The organism is Streptomyces sp. 796.1 (genome assembly GCF_047525675.1).
GTDB lineage: Bacteria > Actinomycetota > Actinomycetes > Streptomycetales > Streptomycetaceae > Streptomyces.
Genome location: NZ_JBLIWA010000016.1, coordinates 42,560 through 56,184, shown reverse-complemented (window position 1 = coordinate 56,184; position 13,625 = coordinate 42,560). Strand labels below are relative to the sequence as shown.

At 73.1% G+C, this 13,625-nt stretch carries 10 protein-coding genes; 6 read left to right on the top strand and 4 right to left on the bottom strand.

Going from position 1 to position 13,625, the window contains the following annotated elements; translation table 11 throughout:
• Positions 1-282 precede the first annotated feature (282 nt).
• Positions 283-942: a hypothetical protein gene (locus tag ACMA1D_RS13125; protein WP_414724102.1), complete on the top strand. Its 660-nt coding sequence runs from the start codon at positions 283-285 to the stop codon at positions 940-942.
• Positions 943-1,134: 192 nt separating this feature from the next.
• Here ACMA1D_RS13125 and ACMA1D_RS13120 read toward each other — a convergent pair whose 3' ends face one another.
• On the bottom strand, positions 1,135-3,387 hold the full coding sequence (locus ACMA1D_RS13120; protein ID WP_414724101.1) for an MMPL family transporter: 2,253 nt from the start codon (positions 3,385-3,387) through the stop codon (positions 1,135-1,137).
• A gap of 367 nt (positions 3,388-3,754) precedes the next feature.
• Between ACMA1D_RS13120 and ACMA1D_RS13115 the strand changes: the two genes are divergently transcribed.
• Complete coding sequence (locus ACMA1D_RS13115) at positions 3,755-4,564, top strand: TetR/AcrR family transcriptional regulator (protein WP_414724100.1); 810 nt, start codon at positions 3,755-3,757, stop codon at positions 4,562-4,564.
• 119 nt (positions 4,565-4,683) lie between these two features.
• On the opposite strand, the gene ACMA1D_RS13110 is transcribed toward ACMA1D_RS13115, so the two are convergent.
• The gene (locus ACMA1D_RS13110; RefSeq protein ID WP_414724099.1) at positions 4,684-5,961 is read right to left on the bottom strand and encodes an FAD-dependent monooxygenase; all 1,278 of its coding nucleotides are present in this window, start codon (positions 5,959-5,961) and stop codon (positions 4,684-4,686) included.
• Positions 5,958-7,355 carry an MFS transporter gene (locus ACMA1D_RS13105; protein WP_414724098.1) on the bottom strand — a complete coding sequence of 466 codons (1,398 nt, stop codon included), beginning with the start codon at positions 7,353-7,355 and terminating at the stop codon, positions 5,958-5,960. Before ACMA1D_RS13105 ends, ACMA1D_RS13110 begins: the two co-directional genes overlap by 4 nt.
• Positions 7,356-7,637: 282 nt before the next feature.
• Here ACMA1D_RS13105 and ACMA1D_RS13100 point away from each other — a divergent pair, with 282 nt between their 5' ends.
• Complete coding sequence (locus ACMA1D_RS13100; RefSeq protein WP_414724097.1) at positions 7,638-8,270, top strand: TetR/AcrR family transcriptional regulator; 633 nt, start codon at positions 7,638-7,640, stop codon at positions 8,268-8,270.
• Positions 8,271-8,358: 88 nt separating this feature from the next.
• On the opposite strand, the gene ACMA1D_RS13095 is transcribed toward ACMA1D_RS13100, so the two are convergent.
• Positions 8,359-9,192: a helix-turn-helix transcriptional regulator gene (locus ACMA1D_RS13095; protein ID WP_414724096.1), complete on the bottom strand. Its 834-nt coding sequence runs from the start codon at positions 9,190-9,192 to the stop codon at positions 8,359-8,361.
• 117 nt (positions 9,193-9,309) lie between these two features.
• On the opposite strand from ACMA1D_RS13095, the gene ACMA1D_RS13090 reads away from it, so the two are divergent.
• The 3 genes from ACMA1D_RS13090 to ACMA1D_RS13080 all read left to right on the top strand — a co-directional run bounded on the left by ACMA1D_RS13090 (position 9,310) and on the right by ACMA1D_RS13080 (position 13,604).
• On the top strand, positions 9,310-10,374 hold the full coding sequence (locus tag ACMA1D_RS13090; protein WP_414724095.1) for an aldo/keto reductase: 1,065 nt from the start codon (positions 9,310-9,312) through the stop codon (positions 10,372-10,374).
• A 137-nt stretch (positions 10,375-10,511) separates the two neighbouring features.
• Positions 10,512-11,252, top strand: a complete 741-nt coding sequence (locus ACMA1D_RS13085) for a class I SAM-dependent DNA methyltransferase (RefSeq protein ID WP_414724094.1) — start codon at positions 10,512-10,514, stop codon at positions 11,250-11,252.
• Between the two features lie 90 nt (positions 11,253-11,342).
• Entirely contained in the window at positions 11,343-13,604 is a 2,262-nt protein-coding gene (locus tag ACMA1D_RS13080; protein ID WP_414724093.1) for a prolyl oligopeptidase family serine peptidase, read from the top strand.
• Positions 13,605-13,625 lie beyond the last annotated feature (21 nt).

Here is a 13,625-nt window from a genome sequence, read left to right as displayed (position 1 = left end):
GCACACACGGACGGGTGGATCACAGCCTGGTGCGCGCACCCGCCACCACCCACCCACCAACGACTCGTCAAGCCCTAGAGAGATGCTGAACTTCCTTCATAGAATGAGCACTTGATGGGCCAGCAGGCCTTGCGTGCCGGTCCGCCCCGGCGCCGGTACCCGTGCTCGACCCGTCACACTGCGCTGCGCTCTGGGGAGCGCCCGCGCATACCCCCACCCCAGCCCTCGTTGTCCGCGCCTCCAGGTCTCCGTACCGGGGCGTCTTCGCAGAAGGAGGCCGGTGTGGCCCCTGGTCCGCTCCCGTACTTCCCACCCCGGCACCACTTCGGGCAGTACCCGAGTGCGATCCGCGCTGCGCACACCCTGCGCGGTGCGATCTTGCTGGTCATCACGGTGTTCACGGGGCGGATCGTGATCCCCGACCTCGCGCAGCTCTCCCAGCGCGTCTGGACCACGGCCATCGTCGTCGCCCTCGCACTTCCGCTGGCCTGCCTGTTCTTGATCTCCGCGGCCAACCCGGCCCGCCGGCGCTGGACCGCACGATGCCTGCTCTTCCCCCTGCGGATCATGGCGTACACGGGTGCACTGCTGGGTGCCACAACCCTGGTCGTCGCGCGTCTGAACATCAGCCTGGGCCTGTGGCTGATCGTGCTGCTGCCGCTGGCCCTATGGCTGCTACTGGCCTGCGGCATCGCCGTGGTCTCCGCTTACTTCAACCACTTCAACGCGGCAGACGGCCACCCCTTGCTGCCCGCGCTCGTCGGCCCTTGGCCCGTCGCGGTGCTCGCCTACCAGAACGCGGGCGAGGGCTTCACCGCCTGGATGCCGGCGCTGCTGACCGTGGCGGTCTCGGTGTGGGAGGTGGTTTGGCTGCGCCGGCTCGGCGTCACATTCACCAACGGCGCCCCCGACCACATACCACCCGCCGCCCATCGCGCGTGACATCTGGTGTGGCGGCGAGGTGGCCAGGCGCGGCCACGGCCTGTTCCCTGCCGACATGCTGGCACCCCTCCCCAGCCTCCACCCCAAAACCGCACCAAGCCCCGCTCAATCACCTCCTCCGCCATGGGAGTTGAGACTGATTGCGCGGGGCACCCCCCGTACGGTCACACGCCTACGATCACACCCGTACGCTCACACCCGTGACCGGTCCTCGGCATACGGCCCGGCAGCCGCCGAACCTCCCACCGGGGCGGGCGTCGGTGTGGGGCCGCCCTCGTGCAGGCCGATCCTTTGGTGCAGGGCGCGCAGTGGGCGGGGCGCGTACCAGGCGGAGTGGCCGAGCAGCCGCATCGCTGCGGGCACGAGCACGCCGCGTACGGCGACGGCGTCGATGAGGATGGCCAGCCCGCTGCCGATCCCGAACATCTGCATGAAGCTGACCTCGGCCGTCCCGAAGGCGAAGAAGCTCACCGCGAGGAGACAGGCCGCGGCGGTGACGATGCGGCCGGTGTGGCCCAGGCCGTCGGCCACCGAGGTCTCGGTGTCCCGGCCCAGGTCGTGGAGTTCCTTGATACGGCTGGTGACGAACACCTCGTAGTCCATGGAGAGGCCGAAGGCGATGCAGAACATCAGCACCGTCATGGAGGTGTCCATCGGCTGGGGGGTGAAGCCGAGCAACCCGGAGAGGTGGCCGTCCTGGAAGATCCAAGTGGTGATGCCCAGGGTTGCTCCCAGGCTGATCAGGTTGAGCACCAGGGCGCGCAAGGGTTGGACGACGCTGCCGGTGAACAGGAAGAGCAGCACGAAGGTGGTGAGCGCGACCAGGGTCACCGCGAGCGGCAGCCGGTCGGCGATGGAGTCCTTCGAGTCGACCAGTTCGGCCGCGGCGCCGCCCACCAGCGGCTTCGTCCCGGCAGGTGCCTCGATCGAGCGCACCTCGTCGACCAGGTGCTGCGCGGCGTCCGAGGCCGGCGCCAGGGTGCTGACGACGGTCACCCGCTGGGCGTCCGGGCGACCGAGCGCGGGATTCCCCGGACCGGGCCGGCCGACCGTGCCGTCGGGGTGGCTGCCGCGGTAGCTGCCGGCACTGGTCTCGACGCGGACGACGTCGGGCAGCGCGGCGAGTTCGGTGGCGTACGCGGCGAGCGGGGCCGCTCCCACGGACGCGTCCATGACGATGTGCAGGGCGGCCTCGTCGTTGCCGTCGAAGTGCTCCCGCAGCGCCGTCGCCACCTGACGGCTCTCCGCGTCCTCGGGCAGGACGCGTTCGTCGGGTGTGCCGAAGGTGATACCGAGCAGCGGGCCGGCGGCCAGCAGCAGTACGGCGAGCACCGGCAGCGCGGTGAGCGCGGGCCTGCGCATCACCAGCCGGGCCAACCTTCCCCACCGCGGCGCCCGCGCGTCGGAGCCCGTTCGCTTGGCCCAGGGCAGTCGGCCGCTGTTGACGCGGTGGCCGAGGACGACGAACAGGGCGGGCATCACCAGCAGGGTGCTGCCGGCCGCGATGACGACCACGCCCACGCCGGCGTAGCCGAACGAGCGCAGGAAGAACTGCGGGAAGACCAGCAGGGCGGCGAGGGCCGCGGCCACCGTGGCGGCCGAGAAGGCGACGGTGCGCCCGGCGGTGCGCACCGTGTGCCGCACCGCGTCCGGCACGCTCGCCCCGGTCGCGAGCTGTTCCCTGAACCGGCTGGTCATCAGCAGCGCGTAGTCGATGCCGAGGCCGAGACCGAGCGCCGTGGTCAGGTTGGTCGCGAACACGGAGACGTCCGTGACGCTGCCGAGTAGGGCGAGTTCGGCGAACGTACCGGCGATCGCGATCAGGCCGACGAGCAACGGCAGCAGGGCCGCGATCACGCTGCCGAACACGACCAGCAACAGGATCAGGGTCAGCGGCACCGCGATGGCCTCGGCCAGCAGCAGGTCATCGGCGACCTGGGCGGACATGTCGGCGCCCACCGCGCTGCCGCCGCCGGCCCGTACGGTCAGCCCGTCGCGGGTCCCGGCGTGGGCGTCGACGATCTCCTTGGCGTGTTCCTCCTGGTCCTTGCCGGTGCCCCGGACATGGGCGAGGACCAGCGCCTCGCGGGCGTCCGCGGAGCGCAGGGCGGGATCGTCCCGGTCCCAGTACGCGACCACGTTGGTGAGCTCGGGTTCCGCCTTGAGGGCCGCGACCAGGGCCCGGCCACCGCGCTCGGCCGCGGGGTCGTCGATGCGGCCTTCGTCGGCCCGTACCAGCAGGACGAGATTGGTCTCACCGCCGAACTTCTCCTCGATGACCTTGCCGGCGCGGGTGGACTGGGCCGCCGGGTCGTCGGTGCCGCCGCCCAGCAACTTGCCGAAGGCGCCCGCGCCGACGACGCCCAGCACGGCCAGTACCAGCGCGGCGACGATCAGCACCGGCCGCGCCCGGCGGACGGCCAACTCGGCTATGCGGTCAAACACGCAGGTCTCCCTCTGTACGGAGTGGATGAGGTGGGTCGGCGGGGAGCCGGTGGCGCCCGCACGTGGCGCCGGTCGCCGCCCCGTGCCCATGCGGAGCGGCATGACGCCTTCGGGGCCGCGCGGTGGCTTTCCCGCCGTGCGGCGGGGCCGCGGTCCGGTGGCCCCGGATCAGCGGCGTCCGGTGGCACGCGCCGGTGCGACGGGCCGTCACCGGCCGCCGCACCCGGGCGCGGTGGCACGGGCCGGGCCGCCGTTCTCCTGTGAAGGGACGTTAGTGAGGCGTCGGGGAATTTGGCAGTGTTAGATTTTCTTCACAGTTTGCGGCCGACTGCTGTCACTCCCCGCTCCGGGGCCGTACGGTCGCCGCATGTCCCCCGACACCCACACCGCGGCCGGTGCCCCGGCGCTGCCCTCGCTGCGTGAGCGGCGCCGGGCCGCCGCCTCGCAGGAGATCGTGAGCGCCGCCGAGTCCCACATCACCGAGCACGGCCCCGCGGGCCTGTCGCTGCGCGCGGTCGCCCGCGGCCTCGGCATGACCGTCCAGGCGCTCTACCACTACTTCCCGAACCGGGACGCGCTGATCACCGCGCTGATCACCAAGGCGTACGACGAGTTGGCGGACGCGGTGCAGGCGGCCGTCGACGGCGCGCCGGCCGACCCGGCCGGACCGCCCGGCCTGGTGGCAGCGGCCGAGGGCTACCGGCGGTGGGCCATCGCCCATCCGGAGCGGTTCCAACTCCTGTACGGAACGCCGCTGCGGCACTACGCGGCACCCGCCGGCGGCCCCACCACCCTGGCGGTACGCCGGATGAGCGGGATCTTCCAGCGCGAACTGTTCGCCGGATTCAGCACCGCGCAACTGGCCGGGGCCGACGCCCCCGAGCTCTCCCCCGCGCTCCGCGCCCACCTGGCGGAGCTGCCGCCAGGTGGGCTGGGCGAACTCCCGCCACCGGCGACCGCGCTCCTGCTCGGCGCCTGGGGGCACATGCACGGCCTGGTCGTCCTTGAGGTGTTCGGGCACACCGCGTTCCTCGGGGACCACCAGGCCGAGGTCTTCCGGACGGCGATGCGGACACTGCTCCAGGACGTGCACGCCCGCATCCCCGCCACCGTCCCGCCCGCGCCGCGGCCCGGCGACGAGCCACCCACGGCCGGCGCCCGGGGCGACATCGGCTGAGCACCGCTGAACGGCGGGGTCCCACGGCGCCCCGCATCGGCTGTTCCCGGGTCAACCAGCTTGGTGTACGGCCGGGTTGGCGGCCGATGAGGTGGCGGCGCCAGGGGGCCCGCTCGACCTCACGCCCCGGGCCCGGCCACAGGCTCAACCACAGGCCCGACCGGAGACCCACTCACCGGCCCGACCGCAGGCAAGGTGAGCGCCGAATGCGCCGGCTCTGCCTCGGTCGGCGGTAGCGAGCTGAGGCCGCGCAGCATCGCGTTGCGCCGTTCCAGGGCGCCCGCCGTGGTCGGGAAGAGGGCGGCGTCCCCCTCTCCGACCAGGTCCTGGTTGAGGGTCACGAACGTGCGGGTGGCCTGCTCGTAGGCGGCGAAGCCGGCGGTGTGGTCGCGCCCCGCCACGCAGTCGGCCAGCATGTACGCGCCGACCAGGGCCAGGCTCGTCCCCTGTCCGGTGAGGAAGGAGGGTGCGTACGCGGCGTCGCCGACCAGTGCCACCCTGCCGCTTGACCAGCGGGGCATGCGGATCTGGCTGACCGTGTCGGAGAACAGGTCGTCCGCCCCGTACAGCGCGGTGATCATGCCGGGCACCTCCCACCCCGCGTCGGCGAAGACCTCGGCGACCAGCTCCCGGCTGGCCTGCGGGTCCCGGAACGCACCCGGCGGCGTGCGGCGGGCGAAGGTCAGGAGGGCGTGCACCTCGTCGCCGTCCCCCGCCGCGTAGAGCGCGGCGCACCGGCCTGGGGTGTTCCACAACACCACCTCGTGGGAGAGCCCGAGGGTGTTGCGCATCGTGAACCCGGCGAAGCAGTAGCCGAGGTAGCGGTGGAACTGCGCCTCCGGGCCGAAGACGAGGCCGCGGGTCCGCGAGTGCAGCCCGTCCGCGCCGATGACCAGGTCGAACGTGCGCGTGGCGCCCCCGCGGAAGGTGACGTCCACCCCGTGGTCCGACGGGTCGATGGTGGCGATGGAGTTGTGGAACAGGAACTCCACGTCGTCGCGGACCGCCTCGTACAGCGCCCGGGTGAGATCCCCGCGCGGCACCTCAAGGTCGCCGGCGGTGCCGCCGCTCAGGGCGTGCGGGGCGACCGCTGCGACCTCGTCGCCGTGCGCGTCGAGGAAGGTCAGCCGGCGCAGTGCGATGTGCGCCTCGCGCAGCCGCGGCAGGATGCCCATCCGCCGGACCACTTCGAGCGCGGTGCCGCGTACGTCGATCGGGTAGCCGCCGCTGCGCAGCGCGCCCGCCTTCTCGACGACGGTGACGGCGCACCCGCGGCGGGTGAGCCAGTAGGCGAGTGCGGGCCCGGCGATGCTGGCCCCGGACACCAGGACGGTGCGCGGGCGCGTGGCGCGGGTGCGGGTGGTGCGGGAGGGGGACGGCGGGTCGGTGGGGTTCATTCGGCGACTCCTTTGGTCAGGGTGCGGGCGACGAACAGGGACAGTGCGGTGACGACGGCGGCGACGGCGAAGCCGGTGACGAAGGCCGATTCGGCCGGGACGGCAGAACCGGCGGGGGTGCCCGCGGTGAGCAGGGCGCCGCTGATCTGCACCCCGACGGCGTAGCCGACCACCCGCGTCACCAGCACCAGACCGGTGGCGATGCCGGTTTCGCGGTGCTCGACGGCGGTGGCGGTGCTGGTCACCATGGCCGTCACGCACAGGCCGTTGGCGAGCGCGATCAGCAACTTGCCGACGACCAGGTGCCAGATCTCGGTGTGCACGGCCGCCAGCGCGAGCAGGGCCGCGACCATCAAGGCGCTGCCCGTGGTGACCTGGGCCCGTGGGCCCTGCCGCCGGGCCCAGGCCCCGCTCAACGGCCCGGCCAGCGAGGCGGCCACGACCCCGGGCAGCAGGTAGAAGCCGATCTCGGTGGCGCTGGCGCCGAAGCCGTACGCGTCGGTGGGCGCCGCGAGCAGTTGTGGGACGAGGTAGACGGCGGCCGAGGTGCCGACGCACATCACGAAGGTCAGCGCGCACGCCTTCCACACCGCGGGCCTGACCAACAGTCGCAGGTCGACCAGGGGCGCGACCGCCCGGCGCTCCACGGCGACCCAGCCGATCGCGCAGCCGACCGTAGCGGCGATGAGAAGGCCCAACAGCAGCGGCTGCGAACGGAGTTGAGGAAGACGGGCGAGTACGGCCATGAGGGTGCCCAGCGCTCCACTGAGCAGGAGCAGGCCGGCCCAGTCGATCCCGGTGTCCGCCGTGTCGCGTGGCGGGTCGGGCGGCAGCAGGCGGTGCACCCATGCGGTGGCCACGATGACCGCGCCGGTGGGCAGCGCGAACATCCAGTGCCGGGACAGCCCCTCCGCGACCGGCCCCGCCGCCAGCGTCCCCGCCATCCCGCCGGCCACGAACAGTCCGCTGACCGTGCCGATGGCCACCTTTGACTCGGCCGCGGGGAGGTGGTCGCGGACCAGGATGAACGAGAGCGGCAGCGCGCCCACCATCGCCCCCTGGAGCACCTGCCCGAGCAGCAGGACCGGCAGGTTGGGCGCGGCGGCCGACACCAGCCCGCCGACGGAGACCACCGCCATCAGCCGGACCAGCACCCGCCGCCCGCCGCACCGGTCGCCGAACCGGCCGGCGAGCGGGGTGACGAGGGCGCCGGTGATGAGCAGCATCACGCTGAGCAGTGCCCCTTCGGACGGGCTCATGCGTAACTCGCGTTGCAGGAGCGGCAGCGTGGGCGTCACCACCGACTCCAGCGCTCCGGTGGCGACCGCCAGCAGGCCGATGGCGGCGACGGCGGACCTTCCGCTGCGTAGGGGCGGGGTCAGGGTTGCGGTCATGGGCGTCCTTCGGTCGTGGCCGTGCGGGGCGGTGGCGGTGGGTGTCGCCGTGCGGGGCCCGGTACGGACCCGGTGGAACGGGTGGACCGGGTGGGCTTGCGGGCGGGGCGCGGTGGCGCGTCGGGAATCGAGGCCGAGATCTCCGGCTGGACGCCGGGGGCAGGAGCGGACGGGCGCGCCCCCGCCGGGCGCAGCAGGGCGGGACGGGGCGGAGTGAGCAGCGCTGCGCGCCGACCCAGAACTACACTACACCGTGCAGTGCAGTCCGGTTAGGATGAGGCCATGCCGACCACGAAGACGCTGCGTGAGGGGTCCACGCGCAAGCGGGCCGCCATCCTCACGGCGGCCCGCGAACTGTTCCTCGCCGACGGCTTCGACCGGGTGAGCGTCGATGCGATCGCCGCCCGGGCCGAGGTGTCCAAGCGGACGATCTACGACTACTTCGGCGACAAGCAGACCCTGTTGCGGGCCGTCGTCGACGCCGTCGGACAGTCCCTGGTCGACACCGTCGGACACACCCTCGACGACACCCTGACCGGCGTCCCCGAGGCCGGCGAACTGGAAGACGCCCTGGTCACGTTCGCCCTGCGGATCGCCACCGACCTGCTGGGCTCGGCCGAGTACGCCACCTTGCAGCGCCTGGTCAGGGTGGAGTCCGGGCAGCAGCCGGGGCGCGGCTACAGCGCCATGGCCGACACGCCGGAAGAGGCGCTGGCCGAGCGGTTCGCCGCGTTCGCCGGCGCCGGGCTGCTGCACGTGCCCGACGCCCGGCTCGCGGCCGACCAGTTCATCGCGCTGACCTTCGGCGTCGCCCTTGACCGGCTCGGCTCGGCGAACGCGATCGAGGACGCCCGCGTCCAACCACTCATCATCGAAGGCGTACGGACCTTCCTCCGGGCCTACCGCACGGCGTAGCGGCAACGGCGCGGCGGCGCGTACCCACAGACGGGTGGGAGCGCGCGGCGGGCCCAGACCTGGGGGCACCCCCGCACACGATCGGGTCTCACCCCGCGCACAGCCGATCCAGCGCGGCCTGGCTCGGCCCGTCCGCCGCACGGAAGATCACCAGTCGCTGGTCGGGGTCTTGCAGCGGTGCCAGCACCTCGAACCGCACGGCGATCGTGCCCGCCTCCGGATGCCGCAGCACCTTGTCCCCCCGGCCGGCCACGGTCACCTCGCGTTGGCCCCACAGCCGCGCGAACTCCTCGTCACAGGTGAGGAGTTCGGTGATGCGGTCGGTCAACTCCTGATCGTCCGGGTGCGCGGCCCACGCCGCGCGGAGCTGGGCGACCCCCTCCCGTACGACGCGCTCCCGGTCGACGTAGAGCTCACGCACCCGCGGATGGCGCAGGCACAGCCACATCGCGTTGCGCTGCGTGGGCGGCAGGGTGGCGAAGTCCACCAGCAGCCGGGCCATCTCGGGGTTCCAGGCCAGCACGTCGTACCGATGGTTCAGCAACATGGCGGGCAGCGGCGACAAGTCGGTGACCAGGCGGGCCAGTGACGGCTGCGCGGCGCTGGCCGCCTGCTCCGCGCCGCGGGGCCGCTGCTGGGCCAGGTTGAAGAGGTACGCGCGCTCCACGGGAGCCAGCCGCAGCGCCCGCGCCAGCGCCTCCACCACCTCGGCCGAGGGCCGCAGCCCACGCCCCTGTTCAAGGCGTACCACGTAGTCGACGCTGACTCCGGCCAACTCGGCGACCTCCTCGCGGCGCAGCCCCGGGGTCCGCCGGGTCTGCCGGCGCACGGGCAACCCCAGGTCGGCCGGGTCGAGCTGCTCGCGCCTGGCCCGCAGGAACGCGGCCAGCTCCTGTGTGGTGTCCACGGTGTGGGTCGTCATGTCTGGTCCAACCGCGAGGGTGGGACTGGCGTTCCCAGGAACAGCCTTCCCTTAACCCCCCGCCCCGACCGCAGCAGCCTGGTGTGCGACAACGAACCACGGGCACGGGAGAAGACCATGTCACTCACCCTCGACACCTACCGGCTGCTGGGCCGCTCCGGGCTGCGCGTCTCACCGCTCGCGCTGGGCACGGCGACCTTCGGCACCGCATGGGGCTGGGGCGCCGACCAGGACGAGGCGCGCAGGCTGTTCGACCACTACGTCGAGCAGGGCGGCAACTTCATCGACACCGCCAACGTCTACACCGACGGCAACTCCGAGCGCATGCTCGCCACCTTCACCCGCGGCCGGCGCGAAAGCCTGGTGCTGGCCACGAAGTACACCTCGCTGCGCCGCCCCGGCGACCCCAACGCCCGCGGCAGCAGCCGCAAGAGCCTGTTCGCCTCGGTGGAGGCGAGCCTGCGCCAGCTCGACACGGACTACATCGACCTGCTCTACCTGCACGTGTGGGACGAGGCGACGCCGGTCGATGAGATCCTGCGCGGCCTGGACGACCTGGTGCGCCAGGGCAAGGTGTTGTACGTGGGTGTCTGCAACGCCCCGGCCTGGCAGGTGTCCCGGATGCAGACCATGGCCGAGCTACGCGGCTGGTCACCGCTGGCCGCGCTCCAGATCGAGTACAACCTGATCGAGCGGGGCGGTGAGCGCGACCTGGTCCCCATGGCCCGCGAGCTGGGGCTCGGCGTGGTGCCGTACTCGCCGCTGGCGGGCGGGGTGCTCACCGGCAAGTACCGGCGCGAGGACCTGGCCACCGCGGACGTCGCGGCCGACGACGGCACCCGCAGGAATTTCAACCTGGCCCTGGGCACGGTCACCGACCGCAACCTGCACATCGCCGACGTGGTGGGGGAGGTCGCCACGGAGCTCGGCCGCTCCCCCGCCCAGGTCGGTCTGGCCTGGACGCTGCGGAACCCGGACGTGACCGCGCCGATCCTCGGCGCCCGCACCATGGCCCAGTTGACGGACAACCTGGGCGCCCTCGACGTCGACCTCACCGCCGCCCAACTGGCCCGGCTCGACGCGGTCAGCGCGATCGACCTCGGCTACCCGCACGCCCTGCTCAACAGCGACCACGCCCGCAAGGTGACCGCGGGCGACCTGCGGCTGGCGGCCAGGCGCTGACGACCACCGTGGTGCCGGCGAGCGGCATCTCCCGGCCCCACCCGCCGGCACCACGGGCCTCCCCCACCAGGAGGTTGCACCTGCCACCCGGGAAAACTCGCGCGCGAGGCCGGGCGCGCGGGCGGTACGGTCCAGCAATGTCTGAAGCTGACGGGTACTTCAACGAAGCAGTCGCGGCCGACTACGACACATCATCGGCGGAGATGTTCCAACCCGAGGTGGTCGGCCCGACCGTCGACCTGCTGGCGGAACTCGCCGGTGACGGGCGCGCCCTCGAACTCGGCGTCGGCACCGGGAGGATCGCCCTGCCGCTGGCCAGGCGCGGGGTGCCGGTGTGCGGCATCGACATGTCACACGCCATGACGAGCAGGCTCCGGGCCAAGCCGGGCGGCGAGGCCGTCGACGTGACCATCGGAGACTTCGCCACCACCCGCGTCCCGGGTGCCTTCGCCCTCGTCTACCTGGTGTTCAACACGATCAACAACCTGACGACGCAGGACGCCCAGGTGGAATGCTTCCGCAACGCCGCCGCGCACCTGGCGCCCGGCGGCAGCTTCGTCATCGAGGTCGGCGTGCCCGAACTGCGCCTGCTGCCCCCGGGGCAGACCGCCGTACCGTTCCAGATCGACGCGACACGTTGGGCCTTCGACACCTACGACGTCGCCACCCAGGGCCTGACCTCGCACTACGTCACCCTCGTCGACGGCCGGCCGCAGTACAGGTCCTACCCGTTCCGCTATGTCTGGCCGTCCGAACTCGACCTGATGGCGCGACTGGCCGGACTGCGGCTGCGCCACCGCTGGGAGGGTTGGACCAGGTCCCCCTTCACCCACGAGAGCCGCCAGCACGTCTCGGTCTGGGAGAAACCCGCGAGCTGAACGTACGGCAGCGGCGGCCGGCCAGCCCGCGCGGCCGGCCGGCCGAAACCGACTTGCCGCGCCGCGCCACCCCCCTGTCACAGTGTCGCCATGCCTCACGACGACGTTACCGCGTTCCCCGCCCAGTTCGCCCGTACCCGCCGCTTCGCGCTCGGCGCGCCACGCCAGTTGGCGGTGGCCGGGGACGGCAGCCGGGTCTTCTTCGTCCGTACGGCCAGCGGGAGCGATCCGACCAGTTCGCTGTGGGTCTGGGAGGACGGCCGCGAACGCGTGCTCGCCGACCCGGGCCGCCTCGTCGGCGCGGCGGGCGAGGTACCCACCGCGGAGCGGCTGCGCCGCGAACGCGCCCGGGAGCCGTCGGCCGGTCTGGTCTCCTACACCGTCGACCACCTCGGACGCACCGCCGCCTTCGCACTCGACGGCGCGCTGTGGGCGGTGCGGGTCGCGGGCCCGGCACCGTTCCCCGTCGCGACGGCCGGGCCGGTCGTCGACCCCCGGCTGTCCCCCGACGGACGCCACGTCTGCTACGTCACCGGGGGCGCCCTGCACGTCGTGGAGTTGGCGCCGCAGGACCCGGCCGGCACCGCACCCGAAGGCGTCGCACCGGACGGCACCGCCGCTGCCGTCGAGCGGGGCCAGGGCATGGGCGGTGACCGGCTGCTGCTCGCGCCCGAGGGCCCGGAGGTCAGCTACGGGCTCGCCGAATACGTGGCCGCCGAGTCGATGGACCGCAACCGCGGCTTCTGGTGGTCGCCGGACGGCCGGGCCGTGCTGGCCGCACGCGTGGACGTCGCCCCGGTGCGCCGTCTGTTCATCGGCGACGCCGCCCACCCGCAACGGCCGCCCCGCGCGATCCGCTACCCGTCGGCCGGCACCCCCAACGCCGACGTCTCGCTGCACGTCGTCACCCTAGACGGGCACCGCACCGAGGTGTGCTGGGACCGCTCGGCCTTCGAGTACCTGGTCACCGCTGGTTGGGAGGGCGCAGACGCCGCCCCCGGAGCCGGGGCCACGCCGCCGGACGACCCGCATTCCACTCCGCCGCCCGCGCCCGCGGCCCGTGTCGTCCTCACCGTGCAGAGCCGTGACCAGCGCACAATACGGGTGCTGACGGCCGATCCGGCCACCGGCCTGGCCCACCCGCTGCACGAGCGGCGGGATCCGGCCTGGGTGCAGATCGTGCCCGGTCTGCCGGCCCGTACCGCAGCCGGCACCCGGGTCTGGCCCTGGGAGACGCCCGAGACCCGAGGACTGCGCTTCGTACCCGCCGACGGGGCGGCCGGAGCGTCGGACGGCCGCCCGGTGCAGACGCCCGCGGGGCTCCAGGTCGACGCGGTGCTCGGCGTCGACGGCGAGCGGGTGCTGTTCGCCGCGAGCAGCGAGCCCACCGAACGTCACGTGTGGTCCTACGCACCGGGTGATGGCCTGCGACGGCTGAGTGGGACGCCCGGCGTGCACGACGCGGTCTGCGGCGGCGGCACCGTCGTGCTCGACAGCCGCACGCCCGACGGCGACACCGTCACCGTGCTGCGCGGCACGGCCGTGGTGGGCGAGATCGCCTCACACGTCGAGCGTCCCGTGCTCATCCCGCGGCCCACCCTGCTGCGCCTCGGCCAACGGGCGCTGCGCAGCGCGCTGTACCTGCCTTCGTGGCACACCCCCGAGCACGGCAGGCTGCCGGTGCTGCTCGACCCGTACGGCGGTCCCGGCATGCGCGTCGTACGCCACTGTCGTGCCTGGTGGACATGCGTGTCGCAGTGGTTCGCCGAGCAGGGGTTCGCCGTCCTGGTCACCGACGGCCGGGGCACCCCGGGACGCGGCCCCGCTTGGGAGAAGGCGATCCACCGCGACCTGCTCACCCCCGTGCTCGACGACCAGGTCGAGGCCCTGCACGCGGCGGCGGCCGGCCACCCCCAGTTGGACCTGGACCGGGTGGCGATCCGGGGCTGGTCCTACGGCGGGTACCTGGCAGCCGCCGCCGTACTGCACCGCCCCGAGGTCTTCCACGCCGCCATCGCCGGCGCCGCACCGGCCGACCAGCGGCTCTACGACACGCACTGGAAGGAACGGTTCCTGGGTCACCCGGACGAGGACCCGGCGGCGTACGACCGCGCTTCCCTGGTGGGCCACGGGCACCTGTTGCGGCGCCCGCTGCTGCTGGTCCACGGGCTCGCCGACGACAACGTGCTGGCCGCCCACACACTGCGCCTGTCGGCGGAACTGTTGTCCGCCGGACGGCCACACACGGTGCTGCCGCTCCCGGGCGCCACCCACCTCCCGGTGGACAATGCGGTCACCGAACACCTACTGCGGTTCCAGGTCGACTTCCTCCGCCGCTCGCTCGGCGCCTGACCCTCGGCGACCGGCTCCGGA

Coding starts and splice junctions, on each gene's coding strand:
- ACMA1D_RS13115 (WP_414724100.1), top strand. CDS start 3,755: ATGTCCCCCGACACCCACACCGCGGCCGGTGCCCCGGCGCTGCCCTCG.
- ACMA1D_RS13085 (WP_414724094.1), top strand. CDS start 10,512: ATGTCTGAAGCTGACGGGTACTTCAACGAAGCAGTCGCGGCCGACTAC.
- ACMA1D_RS13105 (WP_414724098.1), bottom strand. CDS start 7,355: ATGACCGCAACCCTGACCCCGCCCCTACGCAGCGGAAGGTCCGCCGTC.
- ACMA1D_RS13095 (WP_414724096.1), bottom strand. CDS start 9,192: ATGACGACCCACACCGTGGACACCACACAGGAGCTGGCCGCGTTCCTG.
- ACMA1D_RS13100 (WP_414724097.1), top strand. CDS start 7,638: ATGCCGACCACGAAGACGCTGCGTGAGGGGTCCACGCGCAAGCGGGCC.
- ACMA1D_RS13090 (WP_414724095.1), top strand. CDS start 9,310: ATGTCACTCACCCTCGACACCTACCGGCTGCTGGGCCGCTCCGGGCTG.
- ACMA1D_RS13110 (WP_414724099.1), bottom strand. CDS start 5,961: ATGAACCCCACCGACCCGCCGTCCCCCTCCCGCACCACCCGCACCCGC.
- ACMA1D_RS13080 (WP_414724093.1), top strand. CDS start 11,343: ATGCCTCACGACGACGTTACCGCGTTCCCCGCCCAGTTCGCCCGTACC.